The sequence below is a fragment of the Kitasatospora sp. NPDC091207 genome, from assembly GCF_044768625.1.
Taxonomy (GTDB): Bacteria; Actinomycetota; Actinomycetes; order Streptomycetales; family Streptomycetaceae; genus Kitasatospora.
In genome coordinates this window covers 13756-36960 of record NZ_JBIVVS010000009.1, presented here as the reverse complement: position 1 = coordinate 36960, position 23205 = coordinate 13756, and the positions used below count along the sequence as shown (strand labels likewise).

At 73.7% G+C, this 23205-nt stretch carries 21 protein-coding genes; 12 read left to right on the top strand and 9 right to left on the bottom strand.

What is annotated here, in order from left to right; genetic code table 11:
• Positions 1 to 11 precede the first annotated feature (11 nt).
• The gene (gene tdh / locus ACIQTO_RS17205; protein ID WP_402388424.1) at positions 12 to 1040 is read right to left on the bottom strand and encodes an L-threonine 3-dehydrogenase; all 1029 of its coding nucleotides are present in this window, start codon (positions 1038 to 1040) and stop codon (positions 12 to 14) included.
• Positions 1041 to 1522: 482 nt separating this feature from the next.
• Between tdh and ACIQTO_RS17200 the strand changes: the two genes are divergently transcribed.
• Positions 1523 to 2902 carry a serine hydrolase domain-containing protein gene (locus ACIQTO_RS17200; RefSeq protein ID WP_402388423.1) on the top strand — a complete coding sequence of 460 codons (1380 nt, stop codon included), beginning with the start codon at positions 1523 to 1525 and terminating at the stop codon, positions 2900 to 2902.
• Positions 2903 to 3000: 98 nt separating this feature from the next.
• Here ACIQTO_RS17200 and ACIQTO_RS17195 read toward each other — a convergent pair whose 3' ends face one another.
• Positions 3001 to 4062: an ATP-dependent DNA ligase gene (locus ACIQTO_RS17195; protein ID WP_402388422.1), complete on the bottom strand. Its 1062-nt coding sequence runs from the start codon at positions 4060 to 4062 to the stop codon at positions 3001 to 3003.
• A 66-nt stretch (positions 4063 to 4128) separates the two neighbouring features.
• Here ACIQTO_RS17195 and ligD point away from each other — a divergent pair, with 66 nt between their 5' ends.
• The 3 genes from ligD to ACIQTO_RS17180 all read left to right on the top strand — a co-directional run bounded on the left by ligD (position 4129) and on the right by ACIQTO_RS17180 (position 6781).
• Positions 4129 to 5136: a non-homologous end-joining DNA ligase gene (gene ligD / locus ACIQTO_RS17190; RefSeq protein ID WP_402388421.1), complete on the top strand. Its 1008-nt coding sequence runs from the start codon at positions 4129 to 4131 to the stop codon at positions 5134 to 5136.
• A gap of 116 nt (positions 5137 to 5252) precedes the next feature.
• Complete coding sequence (locus ACIQTO_RS17185) at positions 5253 to 5903, top strand: GNAT family N-acetyltransferase (RefSeq protein WP_402388420.1); 651 nt, start codon at positions 5253 to 5255, stop codon at positions 5901 to 5903.
• Complete coding sequence (locus tag ACIQTO_RS17180) at positions 5900 to 6781, top strand: aminoglycoside phosphotransferase family protein (protein ID WP_402388419.1); 882 nt, start codon at positions 5900 to 5902, stop codon at positions 6779 to 6781. The genes ACIQTO_RS17185 and ACIQTO_RS17180 overlap by 4 nt, the downstream gene beginning before the upstream one ends.
• 92 nt (positions 6782 to 6873) lie before the next feature.
• Here the strand turns inward: ACIQTO_RS17180 and ACIQTO_RS17175 are convergent, their stop codons facing one another.
• Both ACIQTO_RS17175 and ACIQTO_RS17170 read right to left on the bottom strand, forming a co-directional pair.
• Entirely contained in the window at positions 6874 to 7404 is a 531-nt protein-coding gene (locus ACIQTO_RS17175) for a hypothetical protein (RefSeq protein ID WP_402388418.1), read from the bottom strand.
• A gap of 119 nt (positions 7405 to 7523) precedes the next feature.
• Entirely contained in the window at positions 7524 to 8735 is a 1212-nt protein-coding gene (locus ACIQTO_RS17170; protein WP_402388417.1) for an 8-amino-7-oxononanoate synthase, read from the bottom strand.
• Between the two features lie 225 nt (positions 8736 to 8960).
• On the opposite strand from ACIQTO_RS17170, the gene ACIQTO_RS17165 reads away from it, so the two are divergent.
• The 5 genes from ACIQTO_RS17165 (at position 8961) to ACIQTO_RS17145 (ending at position 15620) form a co-directional block, all read left to right on the top strand.
• A complete protein-coding gene (locus tag ACIQTO_RS17165) occupies positions 8961 to 9413 on the top strand; it encodes a hypothetical protein (RefSeq protein WP_402388416.1) in 453 nt (150 codons plus the stop codon).
• A 25-nt stretch (positions 9414 to 9438) separates the two neighbouring features.
• The gene (locus ACIQTO_RS17160; RefSeq protein ID WP_402388415.1) at positions 9439 to 11697 is read left to right on the top strand and encodes a hypothetical protein; all 2259 of its coding nucleotides are present in this window, start codon (positions 9439 to 9441) and stop codon (positions 11695 to 11697) included.
• A complete protein-coding gene (locus ACIQTO_RS17155; protein WP_402388414.1) occupies positions 11690 to 12415 on the top strand; it encodes a hypothetical protein in 726 nt (241 codons plus the stop codon). The genes ACIQTO_RS17160 and ACIQTO_RS17155 overlap by 8 nt, the downstream gene beginning before the upstream one ends.
• Positions 12408 to 13064 carry a hypothetical protein gene (locus ACIQTO_RS17150; RefSeq protein ID WP_402388413.1) on the top strand — a complete coding sequence of 219 codons (657 nt, stop codon included), beginning with the start codon at positions 12408 to 12410 and terminating at the stop codon, positions 13062 to 13064. Before ACIQTO_RS17155 ends, ACIQTO_RS17150 begins: the two co-directional genes overlap by 8 nt.
• Before the next feature lie 63 nt (positions 13065 to 13127).
• Positions 13128 to 15620 (top strand): DEAD/DEAH box helicase, encoded by a 2493-nt coding sequence (locus ACIQTO_RS17145; protein ID WP_402388630.1) that lies wholly within the window; start codon positions 13128 to 13130, stop codon positions 15618 to 15620.
• 74 nt (positions 15621 to 15694) lie between these two features.
• On the opposite strand, the gene ACIQTO_RS17140 is transcribed toward ACIQTO_RS17145, so the two are convergent.
• The gene (locus ACIQTO_RS17140; RefSeq protein ID WP_402388412.1) at positions 15695 to 16525 is read right to left on the bottom strand and encodes a hypothetical protein; all 831 of its coding nucleotides are present in this window, start codon (positions 16523 to 16525) and stop codon (positions 15695 to 15697) included.
• Between the two features lie 214 nt (positions 16526 to 16739).
• Between ACIQTO_RS17140 and bioB the strand changes: the two genes are divergently transcribed.
• From bioB to bioD, 3 genes are read left to right on the top strand one after another with little or no spacing between them, the layout of a single operon-like run.
• Positions 16740 to 17963, top strand: a complete 1224-nt coding sequence (bioB, locus tag ACIQTO_RS17135) for a biotin synthase BioB (RefSeq protein ID WP_402388411.1) — start codon at positions 16740 to 16742, stop codon at positions 17961 to 17963.
• A 23-nt stretch (positions 17964 to 17986) separates the two neighbouring features.
• Positions 17987 to 19288, top strand: a complete 1302-nt coding sequence (locus tag ACIQTO_RS17130; protein WP_402388410.1) for an adenosylmethionine--8-amino-7-oxononanoate transaminase — start codon at positions 17987 to 17989, stop codon at positions 19286 to 19288.
• Positions 19285 to 20025, top strand: a complete 741-nt coding sequence (bioD, locus tag ACIQTO_RS17125) for a dethiobiotin synthase (protein ID WP_402388409.1) — start codon at positions 19285 to 19287, stop codon at positions 20023 to 20025. The genes ACIQTO_RS17130 and bioD overlap by 4 nt, the downstream gene beginning before the upstream one ends.
• A 63-nt stretch (positions 20026 to 20088) precedes the next feature.
• Here the strand turns inward: bioD and ACIQTO_RS17120 are convergent, their stop codons facing one another.
• The 4 genes from ACIQTO_RS17120 to ACIQTO_RS17105 form a co-directional block, all read right to left on the bottom strand.
• Entirely contained in the window at positions 20089 to 21201 is a 1113-nt protein-coding gene (locus tag ACIQTO_RS17120) for an NAD(P)-dependent alcohol dehydrogenase (RefSeq protein ID WP_402388408.1), read from the bottom strand.
• A 64-nt stretch (positions 21202 to 21265) separates the two neighbouring features.
• Positions 21266 to 22165: an SDR family NAD(P)-dependent oxidoreductase gene (locus ACIQTO_RS17115; RefSeq protein ID WP_402388407.1), complete on the bottom strand. Its 900-nt coding sequence runs from the start codon at positions 22163 to 22165 to the stop codon at positions 21266 to 21268.
• An 8-nt stretch (positions 22166 to 22173) separates the two neighbouring features.
• The gene (locus ACIQTO_RS17110) at positions 22174 to 22575 is read right to left on the bottom strand and encodes a hypothetical protein (RefSeq protein ID WP_402388406.1); all 402 of its coding nucleotides are present in this window, start codon (positions 22573 to 22575) and stop codon (positions 22174 to 22176) included.
• 112 nt (positions 22576 to 22687) lie between these two features.
• On the bottom strand, positions 22688 to 23074 hold the full coding sequence (locus ACIQTO_RS17105) for a nuclear transport factor 2 family protein (RefSeq protein WP_402388405.1): 387 nt from the start codon (positions 23072 to 23074) through the stop codon (positions 22688 to 22690).
• Between the last annotated feature and the right edge of the window lie 131 nt (positions 23075 to 23205).

The window sequence follows — 23205 nt, the reverse complement described above, 5'->3', positions numbered from 1 at the left end:
GTCAGACGGTCTCAGACGGTCCAGTCGAGGATGATCTTGCCGCAGCGGCCGCTCGCGGCCTCGTCGAAGGCGGCCTCGTAGTCCGCGGCGGCGTAGCGGCCGGTGATCACGGGGCTGAGGTCGAGCCCGCCCTCCAGCAGGACGGACATCGCGTACCAGGTCTCGAACATCTCGCGGCCGTAGATGCCCTTGATGGTGATCATCGACGTGACGACCGAGGCCCAGTCGACGGGGAACTGCTCGGCGGGCAGCCCGAGCATGGCGATCTTCCCGCCGTGGGTCATGTTGGCGATCATCGACTGCATCGCCTCGGGGCGGCCGGACATCTCCAGGCCGACGTCGAAGCCCTCGCGCAGGCCGAGCTTCTGCTGGCCCTCCTCGATGGTGTGCTCGGCCACGTTGAGGGCGAGCGTCACACCGACCTCACGGGCCAGGTCGAGGCGGTACGGCGAGACGTCGGTGATCATCACGTTGCGGGCGCCGGCGTGCTTGGCGACGGCGGCGGCCATGATGCCGATCGGGCCGGCACCGGTGATCAGCACGTCCTCGCCGACCAGCGGGAAGGACAGCGCGGTGTGCACGGCGTTGCCGAAGGGGTCGAAGATCGCCGCGACGTCGAGGTCCACCGGGACCCGGTGCACCCAGACGTTGGAGGCGGGCAGGGCGACGTACTCGGCGAAGGCGCCGTCGCGGCCGACCCCGAGGCCGACGGTGTTGCGGCAGAGGTGGCGGCGGCCGGCCAGACAGTTGCGGCACTTGCCGCAGACCAGGTGGCCCTCGCCGCTGACCAGGTCGCCGACCGAGATGTCCGCGACGGCCGCGCCGATCTCGGCCACCTCGCCGACGAACTCGTGGCCGAGCACGAGCGGGGTCCGGATGGTCTGCTGCGCCCAGCCGTCCCACTTGCGGATGTGCAGGTCGGTGCCGCAGATGCCGGTGCGCAGCACCTTGATCAGCACCTCGCCGGGGCCGATGGCAGGCTTCGGGACGTCCATCAGCCAGAGTCCCGGCTCGGCCTTCTGCTTGACGAGTGCCTTCACTGCGGCGGCTCCTGACGCATGGTGGGGCGGCCTGGTGTGGGCAGGCCGACGGGGCCCGGCGGGGTGGCTGCTCCTGCCCCCTCGCACCTGGCATGGAGCAATCTGCCTGGTGGGAGGGGGTGCGGTCCATCGAGGAATTCTTAACGGGCGCCACAGCTGGGCTGAACGATCGTGCCCGAGCCGGGCCCGGCGGCCGTCGCGGCGTGCCGGTGGCCACCCGTTCGGCGCAGCGCCCGGGGCGTACTCGGGCCGGGCCCGGCACCCCGGGGAGCGGGGAGCCGGTCGGACCCGGCGGGCCGCCGTCCGGGCGCGCGGGCGCGCGCCGGGACCGCGCGGGGCGGCCGGGGGTGGGGCCGTTCGGGCCAGCGGCGCGGCGGCCCGCGCGCGGGCCGGTCACGGCGCGCATACCGTGGCGATCGCTCCCCCCATGGCCTCGTGGAGCGCCGCTCCGGGGCCGTTCGGCCCAGAGAGGCGCCTCGATCATGACGAAGACACGACGGCCGCTCGCCCCACGGCCCCGCCGGTACGGGCGGGCGGCCACCGCGGCACTGGCCCTGACCGGTCTGCTGGCCGCCGCCGGCTGCTCCGGCGGGGCGGCGTCCGACGCGCCGGCCGCCGGAGCGATCACGGCGGTGCCGGCCGCGCTCAGCCCGTCGGCCACCACCCCCGGCCCGTCGAGCGGCCCGTCGAGCGGATCGCCGAGCGGGTCGCCGAGCGGCTCGGGCACGCCGGGCGCGAGCGCGTCCGGCTCCTCGCCCTCCTCCGGCGGCACCGTGGTGGCCCTCACCCCGGACGTCACCGCGCGGCTGGACTCGGCGGTGCAGCGGGTGTTGAGCGAGGCCTCCGTGCCCGGCGTGATGGTCGCGCTGACCACGCCCGACGGTGCCTACCTGAAGGCCTTCGGCGTCTCCGACAAGGTCGCCGGCACACCGATGGTCACCGGGCTGAACATGCGGATCGGCAGCGAGACCAAGACCTTCACCGTCACCGGGCTGCTGCGGTTGGTCGACCAGGGCAAGGCCGGTCTGGACGACCCGGTCGGCACGTACATCGCGGGCGTGCCCGGCGGGGACGTGATCACCCTGCGCCAGCTCGCCGACATGCGCAGCGGCCTCTTCAACTACACGGCGGACCCGGACTTCCAGCAGGCGGTCATCAACAATCCCCAACAGGTCTTCACCCCGCAGCAGTTGCTGGGGTACGCCTTCAAACACCCCGCGGACTTCGCCCCGGGCACCGAGTTCGAGTACAGCAACACCAACACCGTGCTGATCGGCCTGGTGGTGGAGAAGCTCGCCGGGCAGCCGCTCGACGTCTTCCTGAAGCAACAGGTGTTCGACCCGGCCGGGTTGGGCCGGACGGTCTTCCCGACCGACGCCGCGTTCCCGCAGCCGCACGCGCGCGGCTACACCGACCAGACCCCGGACGGCACGATCGCGGACGCCACCGACTGGAACCCGTCCTGGGCCTGGGCGGCGGGCGCGGTCATCTCCGACCTGGCCGACATGCAGAAGTGGGCGAAGGTCCTGGCCACCGGCACGCTGCTCACACCGGCCACCCAGGCCCAGCGGCTGGTGACGCCGCCCTCGCCGCTGCCGGGCGTCGGCTACGGGCTCGGGCTGTTCGTCAACCACGGGTGGATCGGGCACAACGGCTCGCTGCCGGGGTACCAGAGCGCGGTGGTCTACCTGCCGTCGGCGCAGGCCACCCTCGCGGTGCTGCTGAACACCGACATCTCGTCCCAGGGCGAGGAACCGTCGACGCTCTTCGCCAAGGCGATCACCGAGATCGTCTCGCCGGGGAACGTCTACTCGTTCCCGCCCGCGGCCGGGAGCTCCTCGCCGTCCGCCTCGGTGGCCTGACCGGCCCGCCGGGAAGCGGGACCACCAGGAGCATCGAACGCCGCGGCACCGCCGCCCGGGGAGCGACCCGCTCCCCGGGCGGCGGACCGGCCGGCCGGTCAGCCCCCCAGCACCCGGGCCAGGTCGTAGGAGACCGGCTCCTCCAGCTGCCCGTAGGTGCAGCTCTCCGGGGTGCGGTCCGGGCGCCAGCGGCGGAACTGGGCGGTGTGCCGGAACCGGGTGCCCTCCATGTGGTCGTACGCCACCTCGACCACCCGCTCGGGGCGCAGCGCGACCCAGGAGAGGTCCTTGCCGCCGGTCCAGCGGCTGACCGCGCCGGGCAGCCGGGCGTCGGCGTGGGCGGCCTCGTCCGCCCAGCCGCCCCACGGGTGGGCCGCGACGTCGGTCATCCGCAACGGCGCGAGTTCCTCGACGAGTTCACGCCGCCGGGCCATCGAGAAGGCGGCGCAGACTCCGACGTGCTGCAGCCGCCCCTCGGCGTCGTTGATGCCGAGCAGCAGCGAGCCGACCACCGGGCCGCTCTTGTGCTCGCGGTAGCCGGCCACCACGCAGTCGGCGGTGCGCTCGTGCTTGATCTTGAACATGGTCCGCTCCCCCGGCCGGTAGGGCTGGTCCAGCGGCTTGGCCACCACACCGTCCAGTCCGGCCCCCTCGTACTCGGCGAACCAGCTCTGCGCGAGGTCGCGGTCGGTGGAGGCGGGGGCGGTGAAGACCGGGTCGGCGGCGTCGGCGAGCGTCGTCTCCAGGGCCGGGCGCCGCACCGAGAGCGGCGCGTCGAGCAGCGAGACGTCGTCGAGCGCGAGCAGGTCGAAGGCCACGAAGGAGGCGGGGGTGCGCTCGGCCAGCATCCGCACCCGGCTGGCCGCCGGATGGATCCGCTCCAGCAGCTCCTCGAACCGCAGCCGGCCGTCCCGGGCGATCACCACCTCGCCGTCCAGCACGCAGCGCGGCGGCAGCTCCCGCTTCAGGGCCTCCACCAGTTCGGGGAAGTACCTGGTCAGCGGCTTTCCGGTGCGGCTGCCGAGCTCGACCTCGTCGCCGTCGCGGAAGACGACGGTGCGGAAGCCGTCCCACTTCGCCTCGTACTGCATTCCCGGCGGGATCTTGGCCACCGACTTGGCGAGCATCGGCGCCACCGGCGGCATCACGGGCAGGTCCATGGCTCCGATCCTCGCGCCAACCGTTCCGGGGCGCGCGCCGGGCGGAGCGCGTCTAGCGTGAGAGGCATGGGCTCAGCCGTGGAACTGGATGTCGCCGGGCGCAGCGTCCGGCTGTCGAATCCGGACAAGGTGTACTACCCCGAGCGCGGCTTCACCAAGCTGGACGTCGCGCAGTACTACCTGGCCGTCGCGGACGGGGTGCTGCGCGGGCTGCGGGACCGGCCGACCACGCTGCAGCGCTTCCCGGACGGGGTCGAGGGCGAGTTCTTCTACCAGAAGCGGGCGCCCAAGGGCCTGCCGGAGTGGCTGCCGACGGCCCGGATCAACTTCCCGAGCGGGCGGTCCGCCGACGAGATCTGCCCGACCGAGCCGGCCGCCGTGCTCTGGGCGGCCAATCTGGGCTGCCTGACGTTCCACCCCTGGCCGGTGCGCCGCTCCGACACCGACCACATCGACGAGCTGCGGATCGACCTCGACCCGCAGCCGGGCACCGACTTCCACGACGCCGCGACGGCCGCCCACGAGCTCCGCGCGCTGCTCGACGAGCACGGGCTGCGCGGCTGGCCGAAGACCTCCGGCGGGCGCGGGGTGCACGTCTACGTGCCGCTGGAACCGCGGTGGACGTTCACCGACGGCCGGCACGCGGTGATCGCGCTCGGCCGGGTGCTGGAGCAGCGGATGCCGGGCCGGGTGACCACGGCGTGGTGGAAGGAGGAGCGCGGCGAGCGGATCTTCGTCGACTACAACCAGATGGCCCGGGACCGGACCATCGCCTCCGCCTACTCGCTGCGCGCCCGTCCCCGGGCGACCGCCTCGACACCACTGCGCTGGGAGGAGCTGGACGACGCCGCCCCGGAGGACTTCGACCTGCGGACGGTACCGCTGCGGCTCGCCGAACTCGGCGATCTGCAGGCGGAGATGGACGACGAGGCGTACCGGCTGGACGGGCTGCTGGAGCTGTACGAGCGGCAGCTGCGGGACGAGGGCCTCGGTGAGCTGCCGTACCCGCCGGACCACCCGAAGGCTCCCGGCGAGCCGAGCAGGGTGCAGCCGAGCCGGGCGCGGAAGGCGTGACGGGGGCGGGACCGGGCCGGAGCGTGCCGGGGCGGGACCGGGCCGGAGCGGCCGGCCGATGATCACATAGGCTGGCGCCCTTCGAGCGAGAAGCTTCACGGGTGGAGGGGTGCGGGGTGGGCGAGCGCGGGTTGCGGGAGATCCTGGCCGACGCGGCGGGCGGGCTCTTCCCGCCCTCGGACGGGTCGGTGACGGTGGTGCCGCAGCCGTCGGCGCGCGAGGCCGGGGTGCTGTCGTTCTCCGCGCACGCCGTGGTCTTCACCGACGAGGACCCGGCCTGGGTGCACGAGGTGCTGGCCGCGGTGCCGAGCGACCCGCTGGCCGCGCCGCTCTGCCCGCCCTTCCTGACCGCGTTCGCCGAGCGGACCGGCCGGGTGGTCAACAACATCGACCTGATGACCGTGGCCGGCCGGCTGCCCGGCAGCCCGCCGCTGCCCCTGGCCGAGGTCCGCGACCGTGAGCACCCCCGGGTGGTGCGCGCCCTGCGCTACCGGGAGGACGTCCGGGTGTTCACGGTCGACGGCGGGGTCCTGGTGCTCGGGCGCGGGGTGGCCGGGCGGTGGGAGTGCGCGATCGAGGTGGATCCGCAGGCGCGCGGCCGGGGCCTGGGGCGCGCGCTCGCGGCGAGCGCCCGGCATCTGCTGCCGGAGGGCGAGTGGATCTGGTCGCAGCAGGCGCCCGGCAACGCGACCAGCGTGCGGGCCTTCCAGGCTGCCGGCTTCCGCCCGGTCGGCGCGGAGGCACTGCTGGTGCTGGGGCAGCCGTGACCGGGGACGAGACGGTTCCGCGCGACCTGGTGACCGTACCGGCCGAGGTCCAGGACCGGCTGACGGTCCGCTTCGGCCCGGCGGCCGAGGCCTGGTGCGCGGCGCTGCCGGCGCTGGTGGACGACCTGGCCCGGCGCTGGGGCCTGACGGTCCGCGCGGCCGGCGGCGGCGGGACGTCGCGGGTGTTCCGCTGCGAACGCGGCGACGGCGCCACCGTCTGGCTGAAGCTGACACCCGATCCCGAGGTGGCCGCGCAGGAGGCGACGGCGCTGCGGGCCTGGGCGGGACTGCCGTGCGTCGTCCGGCTCCTGGAGACGGACGCGGCGGCGAACGCCCTGCTGCTGGCGGACGTCGCGCCCGGGGTGACGCTGCGCCGGCGAACCTGGCACCCGGCGGAGGTGGCGCCGCTGCTCGGCGCCCTGCGGTCGGTTCCGGTGGACGGGCTCGCCCTGGGGCCGCTCGGTGACCGGGTGGAGTTCCTCTTCGACCTCACCGAGCGGCGGGCACCCGGCGCGGTGCCGCCCGGGGCACGGGCCGCCGCCCGGGAGCTGGCGGCGGGCGGACCGGTGGCGCTGGTACACGGGGACCTCCACCCGGCCAACGTCATGGACGGCCCGGCCGGGCCGGTGGCGATCGACCCCCGGCCGTCGCTCGGGGATCCGGACTTCGACCTGGTGGACTGGGTACTCGACGGCGTGACCGACCGGGCCGCCCTGGAGCGGCGGATCGCCGGCCTGAGCGCACTCGTCCCGGGCGCCGATCCGGCCCGGGTCCTGGCCTGGTGCCGGACGCTCGCCGTGATCGTCGCCGCCCCGCGCACGGCGGCGGGGCGGCAGGACGCGGAGACGGCGTTCCTGCTGGAGCTGGCGGGGCTCTGAGCTCGCCCGCCGCACAGGACGTCGGCCGGTCCGACGTCCTGTGCGGCAAGCCCGTCGGGCGGCCCGGGCTGCTCTTGGAGTGCACCAGGGGGTCAGCCCGCGGCGAGGCCGCCGAGGAGGAAGGCGAAGGCGCCCGTGAGCAGGGCGCCGGTGAGGATCGCCAGTGCCGGCACCAGCCACCTCCACGGGAGCAGGGACCGCGACAGTCGGGCGGCCAGGCAGGCTCCGAGGGCGATCGCGGTCAGGGCGAACAGGAAGAGGCTCAACCACTTGAACAGCCCGACCGTGCCCGCGAGCCGGCACTCGCCGTCCTCGCAGGAGACCCGGACCCGGGTGTGGGTGTCCACCCTCCAGTCGATCCTGGCGTGCTCGGTGGGGAGGCCGCCGCCGTCGGGGAAGAAGGTGCCCCGGCAGTCGCCGGTCTCGGTGGGGACGGCCTCGGCGGAGTCGCTGCGCAGGCACCGGTCGGCGACCAGCACGCCGGGCGTACCGGTCCAACCGGCCGCGTACCCGAGCCTCTCACCCGCCGTCACCGCGCCCCAGCCGCCCACCCCGAGCAGTGCCAGTACCGCCGCCACGATCGTCAGCGCCTTGACCAGCGCCCGCCGAACGTCCGGATCCATCCCCGCCCCGTCCGTCGCCCCGGTTGCAGGGACGCACGGACGGGCCGCCCGGTTCGGCACCCGGCGGTGCGCGGTCGGACGGAACGCGGTCGGACCGGCGTGCGGTCAGCGGCGTGCGGTCAGGCGGTGTGCGCGCCCGCCGGGGCGAGCGCGGCGATGATCCTTACCGCGTCGGTGATCTGGGTGTCCGTCAGGTCGCCCCGCGCGGTAAGCCGCAGCCGCGAGATGCCGTCCGGGACGGAGGGCGGGCGGAAGCAGCCGACGGCGAGACCGGCCCGGCGGCAGTCGGCCGCCCAGGCGACGGCGGCCTCGGGGCCCGGCGCGCGGACCGAGACCACGGCCGCGTCCGGGTCGGAGGCGTGCAGCCCGGCGGCGGTGAGCCGGTCGGCGAGGGAGCGGGCGACCTCGCGGGCGCGCTCGGCGCGGTGCGGCTCGGCCCGCAGCAGGCGCAGCGCGCCGAGGGCGGCGCCCGCGGCGGCCGGGGCCAGGCCGGTGTCGAAGATGAAGGTGCGGGCGGTCTCGGTGAGGTGGCGGATCACCCGGCGCGGGCCGAGCACCGCGCCGCCCTGGGAGCCGAGCGACTTGGAGAGGGTGACGGTGGCGACGGTGTCCGGTTCGCCCGCCAGGCCGGCGGCGGCCAGGGCGCCGGCACCGCCGGGGCCCAGGACGCCCAGCCCGTGCGCGTCGTCCACCAGCAGGGCGGCGCCGTGGGCGCGGGCCGCGGCGGAGAGACCGGTCAGCGGGGCGGCGTTGCCGTCGACGGAGAAGACGGAGTCGGTGACCACCAGCGCCCGCCGGTGGTCGCGCCCGGCGAGGGCGGCGCGGACGGCGTCCGGGTCGCTGTGCGGGGCGCGGTGGACATCGCCCCGGGCGAGCCGGCAGCCGTCGATCAGTGAGGCGTGGTTGTAGGCGTCGGAGACGATCAGGGTGTCCGGGTCGGTGAGCGCGGTCAGCGCGGCCAGGTTGGCGGTGTAGCCGGAGGAGAACACCAGCGCGGCCTCCACCCCGCAGAACTCGGCCAGCTCACCCTCCAGTTCGGTGTGCAGGGCGGTGGTGCCGGTGACCAGCCGGGAGCCGGTGGCGCCGCCGCCCCAGCGCAGCGCGGCGTCGGCGGCGGCCCGGGTGACGGCCGGGTGGCGGGTCAGCCCGAGGTAGTCGTTGCCCGCGAGGTCGAGCACCGCGTCCTCGGCGGGCCGGCTGCGCAGCGTGCGGGTGAGGCCCGCCCGGGCGCGCAGTTCGGCCGTCTCGTCGAGCCAATCGAAGACGGCGCCGGGGGCGAGGGCGGCCGTCGAGGTGAGGACGGGCGGTTCGGACGCGGTGCGGTGGGCCATGTCCGGCACTCTGGCACGGCGGGCGCGGGACGGGCAATGTGCGGAACGGCACATGTTCGATGCGCCATTCATGTTCCGTTCAGCTGGAATTCATATCAATAAAGCCATTCCTTCGTATGAATTGCCATGATTTCGCAAAGAACCCCAAGGCTTTCCCAAGGATTATCGACCATCCGCTCGATCGGTTACGCTCCCCGAGCGATCTGACATGGGGGGACGACGCAGATGGCGGACTTGGAATTCGAACGCCGAATGAATCCGTGGCTGTTCGACAGCTCGGGCAACCTGACCGCGGACGCGAAGAAGCAGTTCCCGGACCTCGCCGCGACGGCCGCCGGCACCACGGCCCCGGTCACCGTGGCGGCGGGCGGTGGCGGGCAGACCGTCACCACCAACCCCGGCCTGCTCCGGACGGCCGGCAACAACGCCGCCGCCCTCCAGGGCTCCGTCCGCACCGAATGCGGCCGGCCCTGGGAGCACGTCAACAGCGCGGTCTCCTCGCTGATGGGATTCGACCTCTGCGCCGGGCTCAACAACGCCTGGAGCGTCTGGCAGGGACAGACCCACACGCTGGAACTGGCCGTCGGCACGATCAGCCGGAACCTGCAGACCACCGCGCAGAACTACGAGGCCACCGAAGCCTCGATCCACAGCCAGTTCGCTCAGCAGCACGACTGAGGCCCGGGGGAAGATCCAGACCACCATGGTGACGTTCAGCCAGCTCCAGCACCTCGACCTCGCCGCGCTCAACGGAGCCGCCGGCGACTTCGAGGCCATGGTCCGCGCATGGGACCTCTCGACCAGGATGCAGAACGAGGTCATCGGCCCCGTCCAGCAGTCCGGTTGGCACGGCCCCAGCGCCGACGCGGCCGCCGGATCACTCACCCGCACCCGCGACCAGATCCACGCCGCCTTCGAAGAGGCCTCCGCCATCGCGCGCACCCTGCGCGAGGCGCACGACGAGTTCGCGGCCGCCAAGAAGGACCTGCAGACCGCCGTCCAGCACGCCGGGGACAAGGGCCTCACCGTCGACGCCGGGGGCAGCGTGCACTGGCCGCCCGCCACCGACCCGGCGGACAAGAAGGACCCGGACTACGCCAAGAGCCGGCAGTCCGACGCCCAGGCCACCGCCGAGGAGATCGGCAAGGCCCTCGACCGCGCCACCGAGGCCGACACCGCGGCCACCGCCGCTCTGGCCGGCGACACCGGCACCGACGCCACCACCTTCAACAGCGCCCCGGTCGGCAGCCTCGCCGAGGCCGAGGCCAAGCAGGCCTCGCAGATCCTCAGCCTCGGCTCCAAGGCCACCGACGCCCAGCTCGCCCAGCTCCAGACCCTGCTCCAGCACCACGGCGGCGACCCGCGCTTCGCCGCCGCGTTCTACGGCGGACAGGACCCGGCGACCTTCCTCGCCTCCTACGGCGCGATGGCGCAGAGCGGCGACTTCGCCAACAGCCCGGCCCGCAAGGACGCCGTCAAGGGCATCCAGGACGGCCTCGGCCTCACCCTGGCCACCGCCACCGACAGCACGAAGCAGCCCCACGTCGGCGACGACTGGGAGCAGCGCCTGCGCAAGGCCGGCGGCGAGCAGATCCCGCTCGACCCCAGGGCCAACCCGAAGTCCAGCCCGTACGGCTACCAGATCCTCGGCAACATCCTGCGGCACGGCGACTACGACCCGCACTTCATCAACCCGATCGCCGAGCACGTCACCCAGCTGACCAGCGAGAACCCGGGCCGCTGGGACGCCGTGGCGGCGATGCACGGCTCGCCGTTCCAGGAGTTCCAGTTCACCGGCGTGCCGGACAAGGACGGCAACGTCCACGGCTTCAACCCGATGTCCTCCGTCCTGGAGGCGCTCGGCCACAGCCCCGAGGCGGCCACCAAGTTCTTCAGCGACCCGCCGACCACGTACAACCCGGACGGCACGGTGAAGAGCCACGGCGGGGAGAACAGGTACTTCGAGCTGCTCACCGACAGCGGCGAACGCTCCCTGCTGCGCGACATGCCCTACCCGCTGCGCCCCAACCCGGGCACCGCCGACGCCTTCGAGGTCGGCGCCCTCGGCCACGCCCTGGAGGCGGCCACCACGGGCCGGGCGTACGACGACGCGGACGGGCCGCTCCCGCAGCACACCAAGGAGATGGGGGGTCTCATGGACAGGGTCGTCAGCAAGTTCGGCGGCGAGGACGGCAAGGACCTGCTCTACGGGGAGAAGGCCCTGTTCGGCGACATGAACGGCAGCCTGGGCAACATGACCGCCTCCTACATGGGCGATGTCCAGCACTCGCTCGGCGGGACGAAGACCCCCCTCTCCACGGGCGGGGTGCCGGTCGCGCTCGACCAGAACGCCACCCAGCACCTGCTCGCGACCCTCGGCCGCAACCCGGAGGCGTACGCCGCGATCGCCAACGCGCAACAGGCCTACACCACGGCTCAGATCGCTGATGTGATCAACCATGCCGGCAGCCACGGGGACCTGACGGCGGCCATCGAGAACGTCACCAGGCCGGGCGGGATCGTCAGCGGGATCATCACCAGCTCACGGGTGGACGAGGTGTACGAGACCCACACCGCGACCGACAAGGAGTACAACGACGCCGTCGACCAGAAGGCCGGATGGGCCGGCAAGGTCTGGGAGCTCACCGGAGGAAAGGCCCTGGAGGCGACCCCCGGAGTCGGCGCCGCGGCGAACTTCACCGTCGACAAGATCATCGAGCACGTCGCCGAGAGCTACAAGGTGGATACCAGCAACGAGGCCAGCCAGGAGGCGGCCGGCGCCGGCGGAAAGGCCCGGCAGCCCGCGATGGACGCCGCCGACGCCGCGGTTCGCGAGGCCGGCGCCGCGGCGGGACTGGACCCCAAATACATCGAGGACATCGCCCCGCACGCGGCCGGCGAGTTCCAGATCGGGTACAGCCTGGGTGCGGGCATGTACCGGGAAACGGTGAATCATGGTTGACGTCGCCCACATCATCCCCCGCTCCCCCGACGATCCGCCGCGACGGCGGCTGCCGGTCAAGCCATGGCACGGGGCCGTCGCCGCCGTCGTGGCCGCCGCGGTCGCCGGCGGACTCTGGGCCTGGAAGCCGTGGCAGTCGGTGGAGCTGCCCGCCAGCGCCTGCTGGACCGTGCTCGGCCCGGCGGATCTGCGGCCACTGGCCGGGCCGGACGGGAAGGCGTACGAGAGCCGCAGCTTCGCCCGGATCGCCACGCCCGCCGGCCCGGACGAGGCGTTGATCCGCAGCGACAGCTGTACCGTCCACTGGGACAAGCACGACCTGCTCCACGTCAGCGTCCGGCCCGCCTACGACGGGGTGGACGCCGACCGCTCCGTGGCCGCCGGCCGGGGGCCGTTGGCGCCGCTGGACTTCGGGCCGGGGGCAGTGGCCTGGACCGGCAATGAGCGGTACTCCGGTCCGAACGTTCGGCTCTACGTGCGGTGCGACTTCGTGACACCCCCTGGCCGGCCCGCCGACACGGCACCCTACTTCGGCGTGAAGGTCAGTGGCGGCGAGGTCCCCGGGGCCTCCGCCGCCCGCACCCGTCAGGCCTACGCGGACATCGCGCTCAAGATCGCCAGAACGGCCGCGGCCGAGTACGGGTGCAGCAACCAGGTGCAGCTGCCCGCTGAGGCACCGACCGTGCCGGACCTCTCCAAGGAGCAGGCTCATGGCTGAGCGGGCGGCCCGGCGACCCCGCCCCCGCGTCCTGCCCCTCGCCGTCGCCGCGGCGGTGCTGGCCGCCGGCGCGGGCGGCGGCCTCTGGCTCTGGCAGCCGTGGCACACGGTCGAGGTGCCGGCGAGTGGCTGCTGGTCCGTGCTGGGCCAGCACGAGATCAGAACGCTGGTGGGCGAGGACGGCAAGGCCGCCGACACCACCGTCGGCACGCTCGCGAACACCCGCTCGAACACCGGCTGCGGCATCAGCTGGCTGTCCGGCGGCAAGCGCCGGACAGCTCTCCAGGTCGACGTCCAGGAACGGGACGAGAAGTTCCGGGAGGCGAAGACCCGGACCGAGGCCGGCGGCTCACCACAGACCCGCCCGGTGCCGCTCGACTTCGGAGCCGGGGCACAGGGCTGGCTCTTCCACGACGGAACGACGCAGCTGCTGTTCCGTTGCGAGGACCCGGCAGACCCGACGAGCGGATTCGTCTATCGCGACCTCATCGTCTCGGGCGACGCCACGATCGCCGGCGCCCCGCGCGCCGACGTGTACCGGGTCCGGATCGGGGTCGCTCTGCGGACCGCCCGGGAGATCGTCCGGCAGCAGTCGTGCGCCAATGCCCCGCAGCTCGCCGCCCAGACGCCCCCGGTGCCGCCGATCTAGCCCCGGGCTTTGCCCGGGGTGTACGCGAGCAGGCAAGATAGCCGGGTGACCCTCCTTGATCTGATGCCGAAGCCCGCCACCCCCGACGCGCTGTACGAGACGTTCGCCGCCTGGGCGGAGGAGCGCGGGATCACGCTGTACCCGGCGCAGGAGGAGGCGCTGATCGAGCTGGTGTCGGGGAACAACGTGATCCTGGCGACGCCGACCGGCTCCGGCAAGAGCCTGGTCGCGGCGGGCGCGCACTTCGCGGCGCTGGCGGAGGGCAAGCGGACCTTCTACACCGCGCCGATCAAGGCGCTGGTCTCGGAGAAGTTCTTCGACCTGTGCAAGATGTTCGGCACCGAGCAGGTCGGCATGATGACCGGCGACGCGAGCGTGAACCCGACCGCGCCGATCATCTGCTGCACCGCCGAGGTGCTGGCGCAGATCGCGCTGCGGGACGGCGCCCGGGCCGACGTCGGCCAGGTCGTGATGGACGAGTTCCACTTCTACGCGGAGCCGGACCGCGGCTGGGCCTGGCAGATCCCGATCCTCGAACTCCCGCAGGTGCAGTTCCTGCTGATGTCCGCCACACTCGGCGACGTCCGCCGCTTCGAGGAGGACCTGACCCGCCGCACCGGCCGGCCGACCACCGTGGTCCGCTCGGCGACCCGGCCCGTCCCGCTCTTCTACGAGTACCGCCGCACCACCATGCACGACACCCTGGAAGAGCTGCTGAAGACCGGTCAGGCCCCGGTCTACGTGGTGCACTTCACGCAGAAGGAGGCGGTGGAGCGGGCCCAGTCGCTGATGAGCATCAACATGTGCTCCAAGGCGGAGAAGGACGCCATCGCCGACCTGATCGGCAACTTCCGCTTCACCACCAAGTTCGGCCGCAACCTGTCCCGGTTCGTCCGGCACGGGATCGGCGTGCACCACGCGGGCATGCTGCCCAAGTACCGCCGGCTGGTCGAACGCCTCGCCCAGGCAGGGCTGTTGAAGGTGATCTGCGGCACCGACACGCTCGGCGTGGGCGTCAACGTGCCGATCCGCACGGTGCTGTTCACCGCGCTGTCCAAGTACGACGGCGTCCGGGTGCGGGTGCTGCGCGCCCGGGAGTTCCACCAGATCGCCGGGCGGGCCGGGCGGGCCGGGTTCGACACCGTCGGCCAGGTCGTCGCGCAGGCGCCGGAGCACGTGATCGAGAACGACAGGGCCGTCGCCAAGGCGGGCGACGACCCGAAGAAGAAGCGCAAGATCGTCCGCAAGAAGGCGCCGGAGGGCTTCGTCGGCTGGTCCGAGGAGACCTTCGAGCGTCTGATCGCCGCCGACCCCGAGCAGCTGGTCTCCCGCTTCAGGGTGAGCCACGCGATGCTGCTGTCGGTGATCGGCCGGCCGGGCAACGCCTTCGAGGCGATGCGCAAGCTGCTCACCGACAACCACGAGGAGCGCGGCGCGCAGCGCCGGCACATCCGCACCGCGATCGCCATCTACCGCTCGCTGCTGGAGGGCGGCATCGTGGAGCGGCTGCCGGAACCGGACGCGGAGGGCCGGATCGTGCGGCTCACCCTCGACCTCCAGGAGAACTTCGCGCTCAACCAGCCGCTCTCCACCTTCGCGCTGGCCGCCTTCGAGCTGCTCGACCCGACCTCCCCCTCGTACGCGATGGACGTCGTGTCGGTGGTCGAGGCGACCCTCGACGACCCCCGCCAGATCCTCGCCTCGCAGCAGAACAAGGCGCGCGGCGAGGCCATCGGCGAGATGAAGCGCGACGGCATCGAGTACGAGGAGCGGATGGAGCGGCTCCAGGAGATCACCTACCCGAAGCCGCTGGAGGAGCTGCTCACCCACGCCTACGAGGTGTACCGCCGGGCGCACCCGTGGATCGGCGACCACGAGCTGCGGCCGAAGTCCGTGGTCCGCGACCTGTACGAGCGGGCGATGACCTTCACGGACTACGTCGGCCACTACGACCTGGCGCGCACCGAGGGCATCGTGCTGCGCTACCTGGCCGGTGCGTTCAAGGCACTGGAGCAGACCGTCCCCGACGACCTCAAGACCGACGACCTCAAGGACGTCATCGCCTGGCTCGGCGAACTGGTCCGCCAGGTCGACTCCAGTCTGCTGGACGAGTGGGAGCAGCTGGCCAACCCGGCCGACCCGCAGGCCCCGGAGGTCGCCCTGGACGACAAGCCGGCGCCGGTGACGGCGAACGCGCGGGCGTTCCGGGTGCTGGTGCGCAACGAGCTGTTCCGTCGGGTCGAGCTGGCCGCGCTGGAGCACTACGGCGCCCTCGGCGAGCTGGACGGCGAGTACGGCTGGAACGCGGACCGCTGGGCGGACGCGATGGACGGGTACTGGGACGAGTACGACGACCTGGGGACCGGCCCGGACGCGCGCGGCCCGAAGATGCTGCTGATCGAGGAGGAGGACTCCTCCTGGAAGGTCCGGCAGATCTTCGACGACCCGGCGGGCGACCACGACTGGGGCATCAGCGCCGAGGTCGACCTGTACGGCTCCGACGAGGAGGGCCGGGCGGTCCTGCGGGTCACCGCGGTGGACCGGCTGGACGGCTGACCGGCTGAGCGGCCTGCCGGCCCGGGCCGGTGACGCGGCGGCGGGGCTCACGGACGGTGGGCCCCGCCGCCGCGTCACATCCAGATGAAGGGCGCGCCGGCCGAGTAGGAGATCGCCCGGGTGGCCTCGTCGAGCACCTGCTCACCGCCGGGCGGCGGGGTGGACGGCACGCCGACCGGGGTGGTGGGGGCGGCCGTGGCGGCGGGCGAGGGGCCGTGCGGCTCGACGGGCCGTGAGCTGGTGACCGTCACGTAGTGGCCGACCGCCGCGACGCGGGGCTCCGAGCCGGGCTTGGCGGTGCCGGCGGGCTGGGCGGGGGCGGTGGAGGCGTCCTGGAGGATGAAGGCGATCGCGCCCGGCTTGGCCCGCAGCGCCTCGGCGGCCCGGTCGGCGGCGGCCTGGTCGGCGAAGCGCAGCAGGGTGACGCTGCTGAGCACCGGCTTCTCCTGGCCGGCGAAGCTGACGGCGAGGTAGGCCTGGCAGCCGCTGTCGCGCAGGAGGTCCTGGGTGCGGTCCTGGAGGGTCTCGGAGCAGTTCTCGCCCTGCCGGACGCCGGAGCGCCTGCCCTTGTACCCACCGACCTCGATCACCCGCTGGGCGGGGAAGAGGATGTCGACGTTGAGGCCCTCGGGGTCGGTCGCGGCGCGCGGCGGCGGGCTGCCGACCACGGGCGGGGTACTGGCGGCGTCCCTGCTGGCCGGGCCGAGCCCGGGTATCCAGTCGCCGGGTGTCGGACGGGTGATGATCCAGCCGCCGGCGGCCACCACACCGACCACCACGATCCAGCCCACGACCCGGCGGGCGCCGATCCGGCCGGCCGGCCGCCGGTAGGCCCCGGCCCCCTGGGTGGCTTCGTGCTGTTCCTGGTCACCCGATGACGGGGTCCGCTCCCCCTGCGTGGTCATGGCGCAGATTCTAAGCAGTGCGCGGGTGGTGGAGATCACGGGGGCGGGCCGTTGACGAACCCGCGTGCTACCGGCCGGTAATACCCGCCGCCGGGGACGTGACCTGCACCACTACCGTGAGCTGTGACACTGTGACAACTCGCACATCCTCCCGGGGATCTTCTGGTGGGTTTCCTCTGGCGTCGCCGGACGGCCAGCAGGCAGGATCAGCCTCATGGATCTGCTCGATACCCTCACCGCCAAGGGCCTGCGCGGGGAAATCCCCACCCGCGAGGAGGCGCTGGCCGTCCTCGCCACCACCGACGACGAGCTGCTGGACGTGGTCGCGGCCGCCGGGCGGGTGCGCCGGCAGTGGTTCGGCCGCCGGGTCAAGCTCAACTACCTGGTGAACCTGAAGAGCGGGCTCTGCCCGGAGGACTGCTCGTACTGTTCGCAGCGGCTGGGCTCCAAGGCCGAGATCCTCAAGTACACCTGGCTGAAGCCGGACCAGGCCGCCGAGGCGGCGAAGGCGGGCGTCGCCGGCGGCGCCAAGCGGGTCTGCCTGGTGGCCAGCGGCCGCGGCCCGACGGACCGTGACATCGACCGGGTGGCCGACACCATCTCGGCCATCAAGGACGCCGACCCGGCCGTCGAGATCTGCGCCTGCCTCGGCCTGCTCTCCGACAACCAGGCCGAGCGGCTGAAGGCGGCCGGCGCCGACGCGTACAACCACAACCTGAACACCTCCGAGGGCACCTACGGCGACATCACCACCACCCACACCTACGCGGACCGGGTGGACACCGTGCAGAAGGCGCACGGCGCGGGCCTGTCCGCCTGCTCCGGCCTGATCGCGGGCATGGGCGAGAGCGACGGGGACCTGGTGGACGTGGTCTTCGCGCTGCGCGAGCTGGGTTCGGACTCGGTGCCGGTCAACTTCCTCATCCCCTTCGAGGGCACCCCGCTGGCCAAGGAGTGGAACCTCACCCCGCAGCGCTGCCTGCGGATCCTGGCGATGGTCCGCTTCGTCTGCCCCGACGTGGAGGTACGGATCGCGGGCGGGCGCGAGGTCCACCTGCGCTCGCTGCAGCCGCTGGGCCTGCACGTCGCCAACTCGATCTTCCTGGGCGACTACCTGACCAGCGAGGGCCAGGCCGGCCAGGCCGACCTCGACATGATCAAGGACGCGGGCTTCGAGGTGGAGGGGGCCGGCGAGGCCACCCTGCCCCGGCACCGGGCCGACATCGCCGCCGCCGCCGAGGGTGGCGCCTGCGGGACGGGCGGCGGCTGCGGGCCGTGCGGCGGGCACGGCGCCCCGGCCGTCGAGGAGACCGGGGCCGACGCCGAGGCCGGGGTCGATGCCGGGGCCGAGCCCGGGGTGACCGACGACGGGTCGCGCAGCGACCTCGTCCGGGTCCGCCGGCGCGGTGCCGGTACCGAACTGGCACCCAACGCCTGACCGTCCCCAGCGAAAGACTCCCCATGGCTCAGCTGCCCACCGACACCCTCCTCGCCCTCGACCGGGCGCACGTCTGGCACCCGTACGGTCCGATGCCCGGCACCGCCACCCCCTACGTCGTCGAATCGGCGTCCGGGGTCCGGCTGCGGCTCGCCGAGCCCGTCGCGGGCCGGCGCGAGCTGGTCGACGGGATGTCGTCCTGGTGGGCGGCGATCCACGGCTACGGGCACCCGGTACTGGACGAGGCGGTGCGCGACCAGCTGGGCCGGATGAGCCATGTGATGTTCGGCGGGCTCACCCACGAGCCCGCCGTACGGCTGGCCGCCCGGCTGGTGGAGATCACGCCGGAGCCGCTGCGGCACGTCTTCCTGGCCGACTCCGGCTCGGTGGCGGTCGAGGTCGCCATGAAGATGTGCCTGCAGTACTGGCAGTCCGTCGGGCAGCCCGCCAAGAAACGGCTGCTCACCTGGCGCGGCGGCTACCACGGGGACACCTTCCACCCGATGTCGGTCTGCGACCCGCAGGGCGGCATGCACCACCTGTGGGGCGGTGTGCTGCCCGGCCAGCTCTTCGCACCGCAGCCGCCGGCCGGCTTCGACGCCCCGTTGGACGCCGGCTACGCGGCGGAGTTCGACGCGCTGATGGAGCGCCACGCGGGTGAACTGGCCGCGGTGATCGTCGAGCCGGTGGTGCAGGGCGCGGGCGGCATGCGGTTCCACTCCCCCGCCTACCTGCGGATGCTGCGCGAACTCTGCGACCGGCACGGGGTCCTGCTCGTCTTCGACGAGATCGCCACCGGCTTCGGGCGCAGCGGCGCGCTGTTCGCGGCCGACCACGCGGGCGTCTCGCCGGACGTGATGTGCCTGGGCAAGGCGATGACCGGCGGCTACCTGACCATGGCGGCCACGCTCTGCACCGCCGAGATCGCGGACGGCATCAGCCGGGGCGAGATGCCGGTGCTGGCGCACGGGCCCACGTTCATGGGCAACCCGCTGGCCTCGGCGGTCGCCAACGCGTCGATCGACCTGCTGCTCGGCCAGGACTGGCAGGTCGAGGTGAAGCGGATCGGGACCGGGCTGCGGGACGGCCTGGCGGACACCGCCGAACTGCCCGGAGTCCTGGACGTGCGGGTGCAGGGCGCGATCGGCGTGGTGCAGCTCGACCACCCGGTGGACGTCGCGGCGGCCACCGGGGCCGCCGCCCGGGAGGGGGTCTGGCTGCGGCCGTTCCGGGACCTCATCTACACGATGCCGCCCTTCGTGACCGGGGACGACGACGTGGCGCGGATCGCCGCGGCCGTGACGGCGGCGGCGGTGGCCGGATGAGCGCGCGGATCCTGTTCGTCACGGGCACCAACACCGAGGTCGGCAAGACCGTCGCCACGGCGGCGCTCGCCTCGGCGGCGCTGCGGAGCGGCTCGCGGGTCGCGGTGCTGAAGCCGGGCCAGACCGGCCTGGCCGCCGGCGAACCGGGCGACGTCGACGACGTCCGGCGGCTGGCGGGCGCGCTCACCACCCGGGAACTGGCCCGGTACCCGGAGCCGCTGGCGCCGGACACCGCGGCCCGGCGCGCCGGGCTGCCCCCGGTCTCGCCCGCCGAGGTGGCGGCCGAGGTCGCGGAGCTGGCCGGCACGCACGACCTGGTCCTGGTCGAGGGCGCCGGCGGGCTGCTGGTGCGTTACGACGACGAGGGCCGGACGCTGGCGGACCAGGCGCGGGCGGTGCTCGGGGCCGGACTGGCGGCGGAGGTGCTGCTGGTGGCCTCGGCCGGCCTGGGCACGCTCAACATCGTCGCGCTCACGGCCGAGGCGCTCCGGGCGCGCGGGCTGCCGCTGGCCGGGGTGGTCATCGGCTCCTGGCCGCGCCGGCCCGGCCTCGCCGAGCGCTGCAACCTCGCCGACCTGCCGCGGTCGGCGGGCGCCCCGCTGCTCGGCGCCCTGCCGGAGCGCGCGGGCACCGCCGCGGACTTCGCCGCACTGGCCGCCGCCTCGCTGGCACCGGAGCTGGGCGGCGACTGGGACGCGCGGGCCTTCGCCCGGACCCACCGGCCGGACGCCGGCTGACCCGCCGGTGCGGGCGGGCCCCCGGTGGAGCCGGGGAGCCGCGCCGCGCACCGGCGGGGTGCCTCAGACGGGTGCCGTGTCGTGCATCAGCACCGGTTTGACGGCCGTTCCGGCGACCGCGTCGGCGACCGCGCGGTTGATCTCGGCCAGCGGGTACGGCCGGACCAGCCGGTCCAGTGGGAACCGGCCCGCCAGGAAGAAGTCCAGCAGCCGCGGGATCAGCAGCTGCGGGACGCTGTCGCCCTGGAGGATGCCCTTCACGGTGCGGCCCAGCAGCTGGACCAGCCCGACGGAGAGGTCCTGGCCGGTGCCGGCCGACCCGACGATGCCGGCCGTACCGCCGACCGCGAGCGACTCGACCGCGGCCCGACCGGTCCGCGGCAGGCCCACCGCGTCCAGCGCGAAGTCGACGCCGCCCCCGCTGAGCCGGACCACGGCGGCCGCCACGCCGTCCTGGGCGCCGTCGAACACGTCGGTGGCCCCGAGTTCGAGCGCGAGGTCCAACCGGGCGCGGTGGAGGTCGACGGCGACGATCCGTGAGCAGCCGGCGATCCTGGCCGCCATCACGGCCGCCAGCCCCACCGGCCCGGCGCCGAACACCACGAGGCTGCTGCCGGGCGGGGCCGCGAACACCCCGAGCACCGCGCCGGCACCGGTCTGCAGCCCGCAGCCCAGCGGGCCGAGCAGCTCCAACGGCGCGTCCGCGCGGACCTTCACGACGCTGCGCCAGTGGGCGACGACGTGGTCCGCGAAGGAGGACTGGCCGAAGAAGTGCCCGTTGATCTCGGCGCCGTGCGCGTCCCGGTAGGCGGTCGAGCCGTCCGCCCGCCGGCCGCGCAGGTTGAGCGGCAGGAAGGCGACGCAGTGCATCGGGTGGCCGGTGAGACAGGGACGGCAGGAGCCGCAGCTCATCGGGGCCAGCACGACCGGGTCACCGGGGGCGACCGAGGTCACCCCCGCGCCGACGGCCACCACCACGCCGCTGCCCTCGTGCCCGAGGACGGCGGGCAGGCCCGGCGGGAGGATCTGGTCCAGGGCCAGCAGATCGGTGTGGCACAGGCCGGTGGCGACCAGCCGGACCAGCACCTCGTCGGCCCGGGGTGGCTCCAGCAGGACGTCCTCGATGGTGAACGGGCCGCCCTTGCCTCGGGCGACGGCGGCCTTGACGGACAGCATGCGGTCCTCCTCGTGATTGCTGGTGGGGCCGGGGCCGGGGCCGGTGGCCCCGGCCCGGCGCGGGTCACCGGGGCGGGATGGCCGGGTGATCGTCCGGTGGGGTGGTGGTACTGGTCACCCGGCCGCCGGCGAAGCGCAACCGGTGTTCCCCGGCGACGACCAGATCGGCGAACTCGAAGCGGGTGATGCCGGTGTCCGCCGCGACCACCCACGCCTGCCCGGTCCGCCCGTCCCGCACCGCCACGGCCATCGCGTCCACCACCAGGTCCGGCGCGGCCACCGCCACCCCGGCGGCCCGCCAGGCGGCGAGACGCCCGGCGATCAGCGGCGTCTCGACCGCGCCCGGGCAGAGCACGTTGACGGTGATGCCGTCCCCGGCGAGGGCCGGCGCCAGCGACCGGACCAGCCCCACCACGGCGTGCTTGGAGGCCGCGTAGAACACGTCCGGCGAAGGGCGCAGGCCGGTGGTGCTGGCGGTGACGACGACCGAACCCCCGCCACGGGCCCGCAGCGCCGGCAGCGAGGCCTGCACCCCGTAGACCACCGAGTCGATGTTGACCGCCAGCAGCCGCCGGTACGCCGCGCCGTCGAACCCGTCGCCGATCGAACTCCCTGCGAGCACACCGGAGTTGAGCCAGACGATGTCCAGGCCGCCGAACCGGTCGACGGCGGCCCGCACCAGCCGCTCGTTGTCGGCCAGGTCCGACGTGTCGGCCGGCACGAACAGGGCACCGGTCTCCCGGGCGACCGCCTCGCCGCGCGCCCGGTCGATGTCCGCCAGCACGACCTGCCCGCCCCGGGCGGTGAACCGCCGGGCGGCGGCGGAACCGATTCCGCCGCCCCCGCCGGTGATCAGTACGACCTTGCCCGCGAAGTCCGCGAGGTCCGCCGGTTCCGCGAGGTCCGCTGAACCTGTGGAGCCCGCGGCGTCCGCGGAGCCGGCCTGGTCCCGAGTCGCGTCCATGCGCCCGGTCAGGAGAGCAGGGTCGAGAAGAAGACCAGCTTGGCCTCGGCGACCTTGCCGGGGTCGACCGGGCGCCACTGCCGGACCCCGGTCCGGCCGGCGTAGCGGCCGCTCACGCCGACGGCCGGGCAGTACAGCCACTCGCCCGACACCAGGTTGCTGAACCGGGCCCAGGCCTCGACGTGCACGTCGCCGTCGGCCAGCGCGATCTTCTCGGTGATGCAGGTCATCAGCTCGTCGTCGGCCTCGCGGCGCGTGACGATCTTGTAGAAGCCCTCGACCGTACCGATCGCGGCACCGGACGGATCACGCAGCTCCGCCGTGTAGGTGCCGCTCTGGCCGACCTTCGGGTCCTCGAACTCGATGTCGTTGGCGAAAGTGACCAGGTGCTCACTGAGGTGCTCGAACATGTCCATCGTTCCTTCGGTAGGGGTGCCGGGCGGTCCGGCGGTCATCGCGGGTTGTGGGGGTGGTGGGGGTGGTGGGTCGCGGATCTCGGGTCGCGGCGCTCAAGCCACGGGGTCAGGCCTTGCGGAAGACGTCCTTGACGAGGATCAGGCCGTCCTTCAGCGTGAAGAGGTCCACGCCCCGGTCCAGCACCCGGCCGGTGGCGTCGCGCAGGGTGAACTCGATGATCTGCCGGTCCCCGGCCACCACGGCCGGCTCGAAGACCAGCGCGATCCCCTGGTCGCCGAACTCCTCGCGCTTCTTGACCAGGTCCACCAGGTACGCCCGGATCTCGTCGCGCCGGTAGCTGGTCCCGGGCTCCGGGCCCTCGGCGACGCTCCAGACCCCGCCCTCGGCGAAGCAGGCGACCGCCTCGTCGAAGGCGTCCCGGGCGCAGGCGTCGAAGAAGGCCGCGACCTTGCCCTCGCCGACGGCCGCGCCGGCCACTGTGTTGTCGGTCATCGTGATCTCATCTCTCCCGGTCGGTTCTCCGGGTCGGTTCGCAGGAGCGGTTTCGGTGGTTCGGTTTCGGTGGTTCGGTTTCGGTGGTTCGGTTTCGCCGGTCCGGGGTGCGGCCGGGCCGCACGGGTGCC